This window comes from Lentibacillus sp. CBA3610 (assembly GCF_013373365.1).
Taxonomy (GTDB): Bacteria; Bacillota; Bacilli; order Bacillales; family Amphibacillaceae; genus Lentibacillus.
The window spans coordinates 975322-991109 of record NZ_CP035925.1 but is presented as its reverse complement, the minus strand read 5'-3'; the positions used below and the strand labels follow the sequence as shown (position 1 = coordinate 991109).

The window sequence follows — 15788 nt, the reverse complement described above, 5'->3', positions numbered from 1 at the left end:
GTTTCAGACAAGGGTTTCAACAGTGCAGCGTTTTTACTGGTACATTTACAAGAACAACCGCTGAATGTCATTCCATGTGACGACAAGCATCAATAACATTAACAACGCGAACCCAACAAAGTGAAAAATCCCTTCTTTTTCTGGTTCAACCGGTTTCCCTCGAACAGCTTCAATCCCAACAAACATCAGGCGACCCCCGTCAAGCGCCGGAAGCGGCACCATATTAATAATTCCCAGGTTAACACTTATAATCGCTGTAAACATCAGGAAATTCATAATACCCGTCTGGACAACCTGATCTGTGGCGTTATAAATACCGACAGGGCCAGATATGATTTCAATTGAATATTGTCCGGTAACCAACTTAAAAAGATTCGTCAAAATTAATGTTGTCGTATCATATGTCTGTTCAAAACCGTACTCGAATGATCCGAAGAATGTTTTTTCAGATGCCTGATGGACGCCAGCCTGTCCGATGGTAATGTCCTGTTGTGTTTCAAGTTTGGCCGGTGTTATCGTCAGCATTTCCGTGCTTTCATCCCGTTGTACCGTCATCGAAAGTTCTTCTTCCGGATTGTTCTGAACGATTTCGGTAAATTCCTCCCACGTGGAAATGGATGTGCCATCGATCTGGACAACCTCATCCCCCACCTGGAAGCCTGCTTCATCAGCCGGACTATCCGGCACAACACTGGCTATTTTGGCTTCATCAACCGGCACACCATTAACCATTCCAACGATAACGAAAATGGCGATTGCCAAGAGCAGGTTCATCATCGGACCGGCAAATAATTGCATAGCGCGTTTGCCGACACTCTTTGAAGCAAACTGCCGGTCGTATGGCGCGATTTGCGTCTCTTCCTCGTCCATAACAAAAAAAGCTTTACGATCCACCTGAAACGTTAATTTCCCATCTTCCTCATCAGGCTCATACCCCTGAATGAGCAGCTCGTGGTCTAAATCAACGTGCTCAACCTCGATAATACGGGCGTTTGGATGTTTCGATTTATGATTCACAATTATTTTGTTCACTTTTTCATCCTGATTGAATTCAAGACCAATGTGCTGACCAGGTTTTAAATCAATGATTTCCGGGTCTTCTCCGGCTACACGTACATAACCCCCTATTGGAAGCAGACGGATTGTGTAAACCGTTTCGTTTTTCATAAAAGAAAACACTTTAGGTCCAAAGCCGATAGCAAACTCGCGAGCAAGCATTCCTGCCCGCTTGGCAAAAATCAAATGACCGAATTCATGAATGAACACAAGCAGACCAAACATGAATACAAAAGCTATAACTGTGGTCATTAGCAGCACCGTCCTTTAAATGATAGAGGTTATATTCTTAATACACAGATCAGAAAATACCATCTTCTGATTTATCAATCCTATTCGTATAACGGTATTATGTAAAGAAATTGATGAAGTGCAGCAGCGGCAAAACGAATAAAAGACTATCCAGCCGATCGAGAATGCCACCGTGCCCCGGCAATAACTTCCCGGAGTCTTTAACATCATAATAACGTTTGTACGCCGATTCCACCAAATCCCCGATCTGACCTGCGATTGATACTAAAATGGTCACCGCAATTATAATTATGATATCATACGAAAACGGATAGGCAATATGAAAAATGATACCAACGAGAGTAGCAAGTACAATACCTCCGATTGCGCCTTCAATCGTTTTATTCGGGCTGATTTTCGGCCATAGTTTACGATTGCCAAAGGCACGCCCAAAGAAATACGCCCCGGTATCAGTTGCCCAAATGACTACCAGAACATAAAAGAGATTTGCTAAACCAGAAGCACTATTTCCATCCCGAGTTTCGATCAGATAATAAAATCCCATTCCAACATAAACAATCGTCAGCAAAATAAAACCGGCATCGTCAAATGTAAATTTATTCTTCGCCACCACCGTATATGACAACAGGATTAAGACGAATAGCATCAGCAGCTCAGGTTTCTCAATACCCTGCAAAATACCAACTGATTCAGGGAGCAATAATAACACTAAAAATATAACCGAAAATATGACCGGTAAATAACCATTGGTCGTATTTCGCATACGGGTCAGTTCCATCAAGGCAATAACAGCTAATAGGTAAACAAATAATTCAAAAATGATTCCACCAATTACAACTAAGGGGATAAATATAAGAAAAGCCAAAATTGATGTTTGGATTCGTTGTTTCATTGATTACTCCACACCTTATAAACCTCCATACCGCCGTTTTCTTTGCTGGAAATCATACAGGGCCTGCATAAATGTTTCCTCTGTGAAATCCGGCCATAAAACATCCGTAAACCAAAATTCGGAATAAGCGATCTGCCATAACAAAAAGTTACTTAACCGCTGCTCACCACTCGTCCGAATTAATAAATCCGGTTCCGTCAGCCCTGTTGTATAGAGGTATTCCGAGAATAAATGTTCATCCAGTTTATCCATTGTCAATCCGGAGGTGTTCATATCACTAATGATTTGCTTGACAGCTTGTATAATTTCAAATCTACTTCCATAGTTTAAAGCAAAATTTAATATTAATCCATCATTATCTTTTGTTTTTTCTTTAGCATAATTGACGGCTTCCTTTGTATGCTCAGGCAGCACATCGAAATTACCAATTGTTTTTATTTTGACGTTGTTTTCAATCAGTTCAGGTAAATATATATGTAAAAATTCTTTAGGGAGCCTTAAAAGATAATCAACTTCTGATTTTGGCCGGCTCCAATTTTCTGTTGAAAAAGCATATAGCGTCAGAATCTCCACATGACAATTTGCAGCCGTTTTAGCTACTTTTTTTACAACATCCATCCCTTCTTTATGACCGGCAACCCTTGGAAGACCCCGATTTTTGGCCCAGCGTCCATTCCCATCCATAATGATTGCCACATGTTTCGGGATATTATCCAACTCCGGTTCTTCATTTTTATTTATCTTCTTATTGTTAAAAAAGGGAAGTTTCATTGACATAGTTTGTCCTCCGATACCATTGATGAAGCTTTTAAATCATTTTGCATCTATAACTTCTCGATGCAACTGATCAAAGAATGATGCGATATTATTATCCTATTAGGATGAGTTACCATTATATCACTGTTAGTCAATATTTTATTATGAATTCCTTAAAATATAAGAAAAACCTGTCTTAAGATGTAAGCCTGAGCTTTTCTTATATTTTAAAGATATTCGAATTAACGTTCCCGAAAGATATTAAATTTCATGACGTTAGAAACAAAAGCCCTCTTAAATAAGAGGGCCACAGCATTTTTTGACTATACCTTCATCCTATACTTCCAATATTTCCTTTTCCTTATCCTTAACAAGCTGATCGATTTGATCGATATGCTTATCGGTTTCTTTTTGTACATTTGCCTGTTCTTTTTTAAGGTCATCTTCCGTCAAATCACTATTTTTCTCGGCTTTCTTCAGCTGGTCATTGGATTCCCGTCGAATGTTTCTTACTTGAACACGTGCTTCTTCAGCATATTTACCGACAACTTTCACTAATTCTTTGCGGCGTTCTTCGGTTAACGCAGGAATATTAATCCGAATGACGTTGCCATCACTGGACGGTGATAAACCTAAATCAGCTTTTTGGATGGCTTTTTCAATATTGCTTATTGATGATTTGTCAAAGGGTGTAATGACCAGAAGTCTCGCTTCCGGTGCTGAAATTGTCGATAATTGATTCAATGGTGTTGCAGCACCGTAATAATCAACAACAACACTATCTAAAATAGACGGGTTTGCCCGTCCAGCTCTTATTGTTGCAAGGTTCTTAGAAAAAGCTTGAACAGCTTGCTCCATTTTACTTCGCGTTTCCTTAATGGTTTGATCGGACATCATCGGTCCCCCTTTATTGTTGTACCAATCGGCTCGCCTTGAACAACTCGTTTAATATTGCCTTCTTCCGTTATGGAAAATACGATTAAGCGAATATCATTATCCATGCATAACGAAGAGGCGGTAGAGTCCATAACACCCAGTCCTTCATTCAGCATTTTCATATAAGAAATCTCTGTGTATTTTTCCGCATCTTTGTTAACTTTCGGATCGTCGGAATAGACACCATCGACATTATTTTTAGCCATTAAAATAACTTCCGCTTCAATTTCAGCAGCCCGTAATGCTGCTGTCGTATCTGTTGAAAAATAAGGATTTCCGGTTCCTGCAGCAAAAATGACAACACGTTTTTTTTCAAGATGGCGTATTGCCTTTCTCCTTATATAAGGTTCAGCAACTTGCCGCATTTCAATGGAAGTCTGTACACGACTCGGAATACCATTATTCTCCAGGCTATCCTGAAGCGCCAGGGAATTCATAATCGTCGCCAGCATCCCCATGTAGTCAGCTGTAGCACGATCCATGCCCATTTCACTTCCGACTTTGCCGCGCCAGATATTTCCGCCGCCAACAACTACAGCCACTTCAACACCCAATTCAGCAACCCCTTTTATCTGGGATGCAATCGACTGAATGACTTGCGGTTCAATTCCATAGCCTTGTTCGCCGCTTAATGCTTCACCACTTAATTTTAACACAATTCTACGGTATCGAGCTGTTGTCATGTTTACCTCCATCGGAATGATATAGTGTTTTATATAGGTTTTCTCGCTGTATTTAATCATCTATTAGCGAAATAGGTAATAATCGGCCGCAATTTCCATCCTGCTATTTTTTCATTTGGTTTTTAACTTCTTCTGCAAAATTTTCTTCCCGTTTTTCCATGCCTTCACCCACAGCATAACGGGTGAATGTCTTCACCTCAGCACCTTTATCAGATACATATTTTTTCACTTTCTGGTCTGGATCTTTTACAAAATTCTGTTCCAGCAAGCAAATTTCTTCAAAGAATTTACCGAGACGACCTTCGACCATTTTCTCCACAATATGTTCCGGTTTTCCTTCATTTAATGCTTGCGTCTTAAGCACCTCACGCTCGCTGTTAACTTCTTCTTCCGGAACGTCATCTCTTGATACATAACGCGGGCTTACTGCAGCGGCATGCATGGCAATATCTTTTGCCAGCTCTTCATCTGTAGTGCCTTCAAGCAAAGTCAGGACACCAATTGATCCGCCCATATGAAGATAGGCGCCAAATGCATCATTATCTGTTTTATTCATCAATGAGAAGCGGCGGAGTGAAATTTTTTCACCGATTTTACCAACTGTTGCGCTGATGTATTTTTCAACTGTATCGCCATCGCCATGCAGCGGCTGACTCAATGCTTCTTCAACTGTTTCAGGTTGCTGCTTGACAAGATGCTTGCCCAGCTCTGAAAGTAATTGTTTAAATTGATCATTTTTTGTGACAAAATCTGTTTCACAATTAACTTCCAAAATTACCGCAGTATTACCGTCAAGTTCAATATGGGCTAAACCTTCTGCAGCAATGCGATCTGCTTTTTTCGCCGCTTTCGACATTCCTTTTTCACGCAGGAATTCGATTGCCTTATCCATATCTCCATCAGTTTCCTGAAGAGCTTTTTTACAATCCATCATACCGGCTCCGGTTGTTTCACGAAGTTCTTTAACTAATTTAGCCGAAATCGCCATTGTGAATCCTCCTTAAGTTATCAAATCATTTTCATCTTGAAAAAAAGGTGATAAAAGGCTCTTGTCCCTCTTATCACCTGTCCTTTTAAAATACTACTCGTTATTTGTTTCAGATTCAGCAGCAACCGGTTCTTCTTCAGGTTGCTCTGCTTCAGCCTGCACTTCTTCTGTTTCTTCGCCCTGTTTCACTTCAAGAATAGCATCTGCCATTTTTGATGTTAGCAATTTAACAGCACGGATGGCATCATCATTGGCTGGAATAACATAATCAATTTCATCCGGATCGCAGTTTGTATCAACCATTGCAATAATCGGGATGTTCAATTTATGTGCTTCAGCGATTGCGATGCGTTCCTTGCGCGGGTCAATAACAAACATAGCATCAGGCAGTTTATTCATTTCTTTTATTCCACCAAGGAATTTAACAAGACGGTCTTTTTCTTTCAACAGACCGACCACTTCTTTTTTTCGGCAGCACATCCAACGTGCCATCCTTCTTCCATGCGCTTCAAATTATCATTGAATATGTTTACCGGGATTGGTCTTGAGAAGTTGTTAACGTTTCCGCCTAACCAGCGCTGGTTAACGTAAAAACATACCAGAAAACGGGTTGCTTCATCACGGACAGAATCCTGAGCCTGTTTTTTCGTACCTACGAAAAGAAGTGAACCGCCATTTGCAGACAATGAAGATATATATTCTTCATCTTCGGATTCCAACGGCGGGTCTGATGTCCCGAAATGCACACCCAGCTTCCAGCAATTGTTTCATTGAAATAACTGACATAAAAAAAAATTCCTCCTATTGGTTTTCCTCCGCTTCAGTCATCTTTGCATAAGACCATGACGATAAGTTCCAGCCTTTTGAAACCCTTTTACCATGGCACCAATATACAATCACTGGAGCGTGTGTTTATGTTACATTCTGCCTGCAAACCACAGTTTACACCAAAAATAAATATATCACAACATCATGACCAATCAAGCATTATTATCAGCTTCTTGTTTATTTATAATCAGTTCCGCTTCGTTTTGCCACAGTAATTGACGAGCAAATGCATCACTGTCATCCCTTTATCATGCAGCTGTAAAATTTGTGCTTCAAGCGATAATTCATTTTTATCCGTTACATGTGTTTTCGGTATATAGTCATCTTCATTTTTTATGGCTGTTTCAGACGAATTGTCTGTTCTTTCTCGTGCAGATGATTCAAATGATGCACTTCTGTGAAACAAAGCATTTTCCAGCAGACGGTTTTCTTCTTTTATATCTTCCAAATAGGTTTCCATTAAATCAGCCATTTCTCCTGAGTTGTTTTGCTTCAGCAACTGCACCTGTTTAAACAATTGAAAAATGACCGTTAATGTAATGATGTGCAATAATAAACTTAAAAATAATAGCATCGATGTCATAAAATCCCTCTATCCATTAAAATCAATTTTGGTGCCAAAAAAGAGGCTTCATTTAAAAGTTTATGAATTGGCTTGTATTTTCTGCAGTGATTTCCGCAATTTAAAATCGCTTTACGATGTATTGTGATATCCTTGATGTTGTCAATTCCAGCACCGGCCAATCTCTCAATGTCCAGCTCCCCTGATGTAAAAACAGACTGACTACCATTTGTTCATTTTGATTAAGTGATTGCATGCTTTCAATCAATTCCTCTTTTAATTCTGATTGCAGCATGTGATCATCAGGTTGTACGACTGTGAAATCCGGTATGGTGTAGCCGATACCCTCACGATGCTTGCTGTCTTTATTCGGCTTTTCCTCAATGGATAATATATGGCGATTAGTTGATCCCGTGTGATTTCTCTACTTCTTTGCTGTTATTTGCAGTTTTTCGGCAATTTCATCGGAGGTTGGTTCCCGCTGATACAATTGTTCCAATTCCTGTGAAGTCACTTCCACTTTTTTTGTTTTTTCTCTGATGGATCTCGGCAGCCAATCTTCCTTTCGCAATCCATCAATAATTGCACCGCGGATACGAAAGGATGCATATGTATCAAACTTCAATTCACGATCATGCTGAAATTTTGTTAACGCATCAAACAGCCCCATCATGCCAAAGCTTTTTAAATCATCTTTACTGACATTACCAGGAAGATTACTTGAAATCCTTTCGACATGGAAACTGACAAGGTACATATAATGATCAATCAATTCATTAGCAGCTGATTGATCGTTATTTTCCAGCCACTGCTTCCACAATGACTGTACTCGAGGAGATTCATTAGTGCTCATAATTTCAGCCCACCCTCATGTTAACTTTCTAAAATAACAAAAATGGTTTTCGTTTGATTCCATAGATATCGCTCCAGCATGAGCTTCTTTAATTTTTGGACAAAGGAAACGATGTTTGATAGCCCTTGTCTGTCGTTTGTCTTCAAGATAAACAATGGACCATTTCTTCATGGCTTTTGAAAATGGCAGCTTTTTCATTTTAATAGTACATATGGCGCTTGCCGCAATGACAGCAGCTGAAACCGTTTTGTCTTCAGGAAGGGCCCCCATTTTTCGGATCTCGATATTCAGAAATTGCCTAATCACCTGACGAAACCTCTCTAAGGCTTGGTGACCTTGTTTAGTTGAGGCTGAACGATTCATAATGACGGAAATTGGCATATCCGGCCTGTTGTTCACAATATGTTTGATTAGTCCATATGCATCTGTAATGGATGTTGGTTCAGGTGTTGTCACTACAATACATTCATTAGCTGCAAATACAAATGAAAGCATGTCTTGTGCTGCGCCAGCCCCCATATCAAAAATAATATAATCATTTAAATGAATCAGTTCTTCATATTGCTGGAAAAAGTAATCCTTCTTGTGTTGATCCAATGCCCTGGAAATCGTTAAGTGCCGACCAGCCGCTGCGTGTAAGCCAAACCACGGGGCCTGCTGCAATAACATCATGCCACGGATAAAAGACTCTGTGAACATATCTGCAAGCGTTGCCTCTGTTTCAGCCCAGTAAAATATCAAGATTCCCCATCCCGATATCAAGATCAAACAAAAGCACTTTATTCCCATGATTCAATAGTTCCAGCGAAAAATTTAATGCCACATTCGACTTGCCCACTCCGCCTTTACCGCTCGCAATCGCAATTGTTTTGGCTTCGTGCAGGTCCGGGCATGGTTTCGAGTTTTGCCGCCAATTTGCTGCCTGATCATTGCCACCATTTGGTTCACCTGCTATCATTTCACTCTGATCATTTGCGCTGATGGTTTCAGAATATCATCCGGAACATCCTGGCCATTTGTCAGAAAAGCAATACCCAATTTGTTCTTTAATGTGATATTCAATATACTTCCGTATTGCCGTGTCTCATCTATTTTTGTGAAAATGACGTTTCTATCGGCAATGCTGAAATGATATATATTTCCGTTAATTATCTTTTGCTTTTGCTGTCAGGAAAGGACCAGACACGTTTCTCGTCCTCCGTAAATTGAAATGTTTTTTCAAGATCCGTACATAATTTTCGTCACGAAATTTCTCCCGGCTGTATCAACAAGAATTGAATCATTAAAAGACGCAAATTTTGATAGCAGCTTGTATCATCGATTGTAAACAACTTCCAAAGCGATAATTGAGAATATCTAGGCATAGTTTTAGCTGTTCGATTGCTCAATCCGATAAGTGTCAGCGGTAATGAGTGCAATCCCGCTTATGGTCATCATCCACACTGGATGCTGCAACTTGGCGATCGTTGTTGTTTTCCCTGCACCTGTTGGGCCGACAAACTGAATAAGTTTTTTATCAGCAGATAATCCCTTAGAGGTTAATGCCTTTAATCTATTTTCTATTTCGGCTTTCACATCCTGCAAAATCGCATCGTGATCAGTTAGACAGTGACCTGTATTTTGGTGCTTTTGGATGACTTCATCCACTAGATCTTTTGCCAAATCTTCATTTATCTCTTGCATGAGCAAATAATGATAGATGGACTTGATAATCAGCTGGGATAGTCCGTATTATTGGCAGCCTTGTGCTTCACCATCTTCCGCAGCTGTTTGATTCTTCATTTATAATAACAGGATTATGACTTGTTCGGGTTTCAGAAGCGGCGGACTGCCGCACGTCCGTTTTTTCCTGTTTTTGCGGCTTAGGCTGCGGATCCAGGGCAGCAACAACCTCAATATTCCGTTTTTTAAACAGACCCAGAATGCCGCCTTTGAAAACTTCTTTTGAATTTAAAATGACAGCTTCCGGACCCAGTTCTTTGCGAATATGGTTCATAGCTTCCGGCATTGTTGGTGCTACAAACTTTTTGACCCTCATGCTACATTCACCACCCCGATACTTTGTACGTTAACACCCGGTTCCAAATCGTTATACGATAACACAGCCACTTGCGGCAGAAAACGTTCCAGGAGCTGTTTCAAATACATTCTGATAGCCGGTGAACATAATACAACGGCAGTTTCCTCCTGTAACGCTGCCTTCTCAGCTTCTTCATGTATCGTCTTGATGACTTGTTCCTGTGATTCAGGATCTAAAGCCAAATAATTCCCGTATTCGGTCTGTTGGATGTTTTCTGCAATCATTTTCTCGACCTTTCCTGAGACAGTTATCACTTTAAGTGCCATATCATCACCGGCATATTGTTTGGTGATTTGCGGTGCCAATGCCTGTCTGACATATTCAGCCAGCAAATCGGTATCATTTGTCATTTTTCCAAAGTCCGCCAGTGTCTCAAAAATGATCGGCAAATTACGGACCGAAATATTTTCCCGAAGCAGTTTTGCAAGCACTTTCTGCACATCACCGACGGACAATGGCTCAGGCGTGACTTCTTCGGCCAAAATTGGATAACTTTCTTTTAAATGATCGATTAATTGTTTTGTCTCCTGGCGTCCTAACAGGGCATGTGCGTGTCGTTTGATGACTTCAGTAATATGTGTGCTCGCGACAGATGGCGGGTCAACAACAGTATAACCGGAAAGTTCTGCTTCATCTTTATTGTCTTCACTAATCCATTTGGCAGGCAGTCCGAATGCTGGTTCCTTCGTGTCAATACCATCGATTTCATCGTCTTCCAATTCAGGCGTCATCGCCAGATAATGATCCAGCAATAGCTCTCCGGATGCCACTTCATTCCCGTTTATTTTCAGTCGATATGCATTCGCCTCAAGCTGAATGTTGTCACGGATCCTGACAACAGGGACAACAATACCGAGTTCAATCGCCAGCTGCCGGCGAATCATGACAACCCGATTGAGCAAATCACCACCCTGGTCTGCATCTGCCAAGGGAATAAGTGCATAACCGAATTCAAATTCGATTGGATCCATGTTCAATAAATTGATAACATTCTCAGGTGCATTCATGGAAGATGCTTCTGCCTGCTCCTCTTCCGCTGCATCGGGTTCTTCCGGTTCATTCGTCTGCCGTAGAAGTATGTACCCCCCTATAGCTAAAAAACCGGCAAGCAACGTCGTTAAAATAAAATTAATGGGTGTTAATCCCAGCAGAAAGATGGTCCCTGCTGCAATAAACAGCAGTTTAGGATATTGCAGCAGCTGTTCGGATACATCGCTGCCCAAATTACCTGATGTCGTTGTTTTTGTAACAACGATGCCTGTAGCTGTGGCGATCAATAAAGCAGGTATTTGACTCACAAGACCATCACCGACTGTCAGACGCATATATGTATTGACTGCCTCGGTAAAAGTGAATCCCATCTGAACCATGCCAATGATAAAACCAAATATAATATTAATTAAAACAATCACAATACCTGCTATTGCATCACCTTTAACAAACTTACTGGCTCCATCCATCGCTCCATGAAAATCGGCTTCATTCTCCACTTTTTCACGGCGTTCTTTCGCCTGCTGCTCCGAAATTAAACCGGCATTTAAATCAGCATCGATACTCATCTGTTTACCAGGCATCGCATCAAGGGTAAAACGCGCCGCGACCTCTGACACCCGCTCAGCCCCTTTTGTAATCACGAGAAATTGAATGATAACCAAAATAACAAATACAACAAAACCAACCAGCGGGTTATCACCAATGACAAACGAGCCAAATGTATCAATAACACCGCCGGCATCAGCTTCTGATAAAATGGACCGCGTTGTGGACACATTCAAGCCAAGCCGGAATAAAGTCAGCAGCAATAATAATGAAGGAAATATGGAAAATTGCAATGCTTCCTGAGTGTTCATGGATACCAGTATGACGACAAGCGCCAAAGAAATATTACATAATATAAGAACACTTAACAGCCATCCCGGCAATGGCACAACAAGCATAATAATGATTAAAATGACGCCTAATAATACAGATAAATCACGTGCTCTCATGAAAGGTGACCCCCCTTATTCCATTAAACTTCGGATTAAAATCAACAACATTTAAAGAAAAAAATTATACTTTTTTCTCCAGCCTGTATACGTATGCCAATATTTCTGCAACGGCTTTATAAAACGCTTCCGGTATCTCATCACCGATTTCGATCGTGTCATATAATTCTTTTGCCAGTGGTCTGTTTTCGACCGTAACGACATGGTTTGCTTTAGCGACATCCTTTATTTTTAAAGCTATTTGATGAGCCCCTTTTGCAACGATAAATGGGGCTGCCGCGCTTGTTTCATCATACTTGACAGCAATCGCATAATGTGTCGGATTTGTAATGACAACATCAGCTGAAGGCACTTCACTCATCATTCGTCTGGTTGCTATTTCACGCTGTCTTTCTTTTCGCTTCGATTTGATCAGGGGATCGCCTTCCATATTTTTATGTTCATCTTTAACATCCTTTTTGGACATTTTTATGTTTTTTTCAAAGTCATACCGTTGATAAACATAGTCCAAAACAGAGAGGAATAATAATGCAATTGCCGCTGCAACCCCCATAATGATAGTGACTTCACCAAAAAAACCAATGGCATTTTCAGGTGTTTTAAAGGCAAGCATCATCATATCATCTTTAAAAATCCAGATGACAAAAAATGTGATAGCGCCGATAAATACAATTTTTAATAACGACTTTAAAAGCTCAACCAGTGCCCTGGTGGAAAAAACTTTTTTTGTCCCTTGAATGGGATCAATCTTTTTCAAATCAAATTTCAGCGGCTCTGTTGTAAACAGGAAACCGATTTGGGTGAAATTAGCCGCCAGTCCCGCAATAATGGCCACAGTCATAACAGGAGCGAGTATTGTGGCCATTTCAATAAAAGCTTCCATCATCACCTGATTGACTGAATTGATGGATAGATCCCAATGAATATATTCCGTGAATGTATGCTGGTACAGTGCCATCATGTGGTTTAACATAAAACTTCCAAATACAAATAAAATCATAAAACAAAAAAACAATAGAAATGCTGTATTGACATCCTGACTTTTAGCGACCTTCCCTTTGTTCCGCTCATCCTCGCGTTTTTTCGGAGTCGCTTTTTCGGTTTTTTCTTCCGCATCGGCAAAAAATTGCAAATCCAGTTTTAACCGCATTCAAGCACCTCCGAATAATTGCATCAAATCTCTTATGGCTGCGAACATCGCTTCAAATAGATTTTCGACCAGCACGATATATAAGGCCAGGAACACCAAAATTGCAACAAAACTCACAAAAATCTTCAACGGCAGCCCCACCACAAACACGTTCAACTGAGGTACAGTCCTGGCTATAATCCCAAGTGCCACATCCACAAGAAATAGGCAGCCAACAATCGGAATAGCCATTTGGAAAGCGATTAGAAACATTTGATTAAATGTTTGAATAATAAATTCAGCAATATTGCCATCCTGAAAGGGCATAAAGGCTTCCACCGGTATAAACTGGTAACTGTAAAAAATGCCTTCTATTAATAAATGATGACCGTTGACCGATAATAGAAACAGAAGGGCAAAAATATAAAAATATTGACCGATTAACGGGCTTTGGGCACCAGTCTGCGGGTCAATAACATTGGCAATCGCAAAACCCATCTGAAAATCAATAAAACCGCCGGCAATCTGGACTGCTGAGAGAATAATATAAGCAAGCAGCCCAATCAGTAATCCAACGATCGCCTCTTTGGCGAGCAATAACACATAATTATAATCAATTGGGATTGCCGAACCATCCACGGTATAGTACATGATAAGAGCCAGGAAAAATGAAAATCCGATTTTGAATGGTGTTGGGATGGTTGTATATGAAAACAACGGCAGTGTCACAAAGAACGCTGCTATTCTGACAAAAATAAGTAAAAAGACAGGTATCGCTGAAAGATTAATAAGTTCCAGCATATGCTACCCTGTAAACTGATTCAGATTTTGATATAAATTGACTGTAAACTCGACCATTTGCGAGAGCATCCACGGACCCAAAAACACAATTCCGACAAACACAGCGATAATCTTTGGAATGAAAGCAAGCGTCTGCTCCTGAATCTGAGTCGTAGCCTGAAATATACTGACCAATAGCCCGACAGCCAATGCCAGAATCAGCAATGGACCAGCAACAATCAAAATAACATAAACGCCTCTTTCAGCCAGAGATAAAACAAATTCACTGTTCACAAGACAACACCTGCCTTAAAAACCTTGTAACAGGGATTGGGTGATTAAATACCAGCCATCCACCAGTACAAATAGTAGAATTTTAAATGGTAATGAAATCATGACAGGGGGCAGCATCATCATTCCCATCGACATTAGAACACTTGCTACAACCATATCTATAATTAAAAATGGAACAAATATCATAAAACCCATTTGGAAAGCGGTTTTCAGCTCACTGATTGCAAATGCCGGAACAAGTGTCGTCAGCGGGATATCCTCAATCGTTTCCGGCTGATCCGCTCCGGAATAATCCATGAACAACTGCAAATCCTGCTGTCTCGTATGCGTCGCCATAAAATCTTTAATCGGTGCACTTGCCCGGTCATATGCTTCATCCAACGTTATATCTTCTGCAAAAAGCGGTTGCAATGCCTGATTATTGACTTCTTGAAACGTCGGCGCCATGATAAAAAACGTCAGAAACAGTGCTAATCCGATCAATACCTGATTTGGCGGCATTTGCTGTGTTGCCAGTGATGTTCTGACAAAGGACAAAACGATAACAATCCGTGTAAAACTCGTCATCAGGACCAAAATACCCGGTGCCAGCGACAAAACAGTCAATAAAAGCAAAAGTTGTACCGCTGTCGATACATTTGCAGGGTCAGATCCGGAAAATATATCAATAAATTCATTCATAATGATCGTCCTTCTGTTTCGACTGCTTGAGGAGTGAACTTCGGGTCCGTTTCAATTTTTCCAGTTCTGTTGTAAACAATTGACTGAAATGACTCGAATGCTTATTTTCTGACTTTCCGGCAGCTTTTTGCTGTAATAGAGAGGCCAGTCCCCCCACTGGGTGATTGTCTTCAGAGCTGTCATTATGTAAAATTTCTTCTTTCGTTTCATCATCGGTAATTTCTCTCAGCAGCTCGACATTTTCACCTACACCAACCAAAAACACTTTCGATCCGATCCTGACTAATTGAACCGATTTATTAGAACCGACTGAAACTCCCCCAATATTTTCCAATCCCCTTACTTGTTGAAATCGTTTGCTCCTTTTATTTATAAACTTCAATAGTATATAAATGAGACCTAAAACAAGCAGTAAAGCAAAAGCCATCTTAACTAAATTAATCAATAATGAACCGGTTCCGCCACTTCCCTCCGTATCACTGTCTTCAACTGTACCGGCTGGTGCTTCATCTTCACCGCAATCTTCATTTTCAATACACTCTTTGACATTCATGTCAGCCTGTACAAATCCGCTTGGAGATATCACAAAAAATAACCCAACTATATACATACATGCTATTATTTTCCACTTCATGCAACTCACTCGTTCCTATCCCATAGCTTTCCGGATTGCTTCGATGACCCGATTTGCCTGAAAAGGTTTGACGATAAAGTCTTTTGCTCCGGCCTGAATGGCATCGATTACCATTGCCTGCTGCCCCATCGCTGAACACATGATGACATTTGCGTCTGCATCAACTTCCTTAATTTCTTTTAATGCCGTCAAGCCATCCTTTTCCGGCATGGTAATATCAAGTGTGACAAGATCCGGCTGTAACTCCTTATATTGATCGACAGCCTGCTGACCATCACGCGCTTCACCAACCACCTCAAAACCATTTTTGTCCAGGATATCTTTTATCATCATTCGCATGAATGCTGCATCATCTACTATTAATACACGTTGTCCCATTACGGTGACTCCTTCCTC

General features: G+C 40.6%; 20 protein-coding genes and 2 pseudogenes. All 22 read right to left on the bottom strand.

The annotated features are described in order from the left end of the window. Window positions 1-45: 45 nt before the first annotated feature. On the bottom strand, window positions 46-1308 hold the full coding sequence (rseP, locus tag Len3610_RS05030) for an RIP metalloprotease RseP (protein WP_176446989.1): 1263 nt from the start codon (window positions 1306-1308) through the stop codon (window positions 46-48). Between the two features lie 97 nt (window positions 1309-1405). Beyond that, window positions 1406-2200, bottom strand: a complete 795-nt coding sequence (locus Len3610_RS05025) for a phosphatidate cytidylyltransferase (protein WP_176446988.1) — start codon at window positions 2198-2200, stop codon at window positions 1406-1408. Between the two features lie 15 nt (window positions 2201-2215). After that, window positions 2216-2977, bottom strand: a complete 762-nt coding sequence (locus tag Len3610_RS05020; protein ID WP_176446987.1) for an undecaprenyl pyrophosphate synthase — start codon at window positions 2975-2977, stop codon at window positions 2216-2218. A gap of 315 nt (window positions 2978-3292) precedes the next feature. Beyond that, window positions 3293-3850, bottom strand: a complete 558-nt coding sequence (frr, locus tag Len3610_RS05015; RefSeq protein WP_176449554.1) for a ribosome recycling factor — start codon at window positions 3848-3850, stop codon at window positions 3293-3295. Further along, entirely contained in the window at window positions 3850-4575 is a 726-nt protein-coding gene (gene pyrH / locus Len3610_RS05010; protein WP_176446986.1) for a UMP kinase, read from the bottom strand. Before pyrH ends, frr begins: the two co-directional genes overlap by 1 nt. Window positions 4576-4678: 103 nt before the next feature. Beyond that, on the bottom strand, window positions 4679-5563 hold the full coding sequence (gene tsf / locus Len3610_RS05005; protein WP_176446985.1) for a translation elongation factor Ts: 885 nt from the start codon (window positions 5561-5563) through the stop codon (window positions 4679-4681). A 93-nt stretch (window positions 5564-5656) separates the two neighbouring features. Then, window positions 5657-6349: pseudogene (gene rpsB / locus Len3610_RS05000) on the bottom strand (30S ribosomal protein S2). 229 nt (window positions 6350-6578) lie between these two features. After that, a complete protein-coding gene (locus Len3610_RS04995; protein ID WP_176446984.1) occupies window positions 6579-6974 on the bottom strand; it encodes a hypothetical protein in 396 nt (131 codons plus the stop codon). Between the two features lie 100 nt (window positions 6975-7074). Continuing rightward, window positions 7075-7248: a hypothetical protein gene (locus Len3610_RS20695; protein ID WP_255259803.1), complete on the bottom strand. Its 174-nt coding sequence runs from the start codon at window positions 7246-7248 to the stop codon at window positions 7075-7077. 129 nt (window positions 7249-7377) lie between these two features. Continuing rightward, window positions 7378-7806: a sigma-70 family RNA polymerase sigma factor gene (locus Len3610_RS20690; RefSeq protein ID WP_255259802.1), complete on the bottom strand. Its 429-nt coding sequence runs from the start codon at window positions 7804-7806 to the stop codon at window positions 7378-7380. A 15-nt stretch (window positions 7807-7821) separates the two neighbouring features. Beyond that, on the bottom strand, window positions 7822-8547 hold the full coding sequence (locus tag Len3610_RS04985; RefSeq protein ID WP_176446983.1) for a P-loop NTPase family protein: 726 nt from the start codon (window positions 8545-8547) through the stop codon (window positions 7822-7824). Beyond that, on the bottom strand, window positions 8528-8764 hold the full coding sequence (locus Len3610_RS04980) for a P-loop NTPase (protein ID WP_176446982.1): 237 nt from the start codon (window positions 8762-8764) through the stop codon (window positions 8528-8530). The genes Len3610_RS04985 and Len3610_RS04980 overlap by 20 nt, the downstream gene beginning before the upstream one ends. After that, complete coding sequence (locus tag Len3610_RS21685) at window positions 8761-8928, bottom strand: hypothetical protein (RefSeq protein WP_369693679.1); 168 nt, start codon at window positions 8926-8928, stop codon at window positions 8761-8763. Before Len3610_RS21685 ends, Len3610_RS04980 begins: the two co-directional genes overlap by 4 nt. 246 nt (window positions 8929-9174) lie before the next feature. After that, entirely contained in the window at window positions 9175-9468 is a 294-nt protein-coding gene (locus tag Len3610_RS04970) for a hypothetical protein (RefSeq protein ID WP_176446981.1), read from the bottom strand. Between the two features lie 202 nt (window positions 9469-9670). Next, window positions 9671-9844 (bottom strand): annotated as a pseudogene (locus Len3610_RS20685) (flagellar biosynthesis protein FlhF); the annotation flags it as partial. Next, window positions 9841-11874 (bottom strand): flagellar biosynthesis protein FlhA, encoded by a 2034-nt coding sequence (flhA, locus tag Len3610_RS04960; protein WP_176446979.1) that lies wholly within the window; start codon window positions 11872-11874, stop codon window positions 9841-9843. The pseudogene Len3610_RS20685 and the gene flhA, both read right to left, overlap by 4 nt. A gap of 64 nt (window positions 11875-11938) precedes the next feature. Next, a complete protein-coding gene (flhB, locus tag Len3610_RS04955) occupies window positions 11939-13024 on the bottom strand; it encodes a flagellar biosynthesis protein FlhB (protein WP_176446978.1) in 1086 nt (361 codons plus the stop codon). Further along, on the bottom strand, window positions 13025-13804 hold the full coding sequence (gene fliR, locus Len3610_RS04950) for a flagellar biosynthetic protein FliR (protein WP_176446977.1): 780 nt from the start codon (window positions 13802-13804) through the stop codon (window positions 13025-13027). A 3-nt stretch (window positions 13805-13807) separates the two neighbouring features. Beyond that, window positions 13808-14077: a flagellar biosynthesis protein FliQ gene (gene fliQ, locus Len3610_RS04945; RefSeq protein ID WP_176446976.1), complete on the bottom strand. Its 270-nt coding sequence runs from the start codon at window positions 14075-14077 to the stop codon at window positions 13808-13810. Between the two features lie 15 nt (window positions 14078-14092). Then, entirely contained in the window at window positions 14093-14758 is a 666-nt protein-coding gene (gene fliP / locus Len3610_RS04940) for a flagellar type III secretion system pore protein FliP (RefSeq protein WP_176446975.1), read from the bottom strand. Continuing rightward, window positions 14751-15392 (bottom strand): flagellar biosynthetic protein FliO, encoded by a 642-nt coding sequence (locus Len3610_RS04935; RefSeq protein WP_176446974.1) that lies wholly within the window; start codon window positions 15390-15392, stop codon window positions 14751-14753. Before Len3610_RS04935 ends, fliP begins: the two co-directional genes overlap by 8 nt. A gap of 15 nt (window positions 15393-15407) precedes the next feature. After that, window positions 15408-15770, bottom strand: a complete 363-nt coding sequence (locus tag Len3610_RS04930) for a response regulator (RefSeq protein ID WP_176446973.1) — start codon at window positions 15768-15770, stop codon at window positions 15408-15410. Window positions 15771-15788 lie beyond the last annotated feature (18 nt).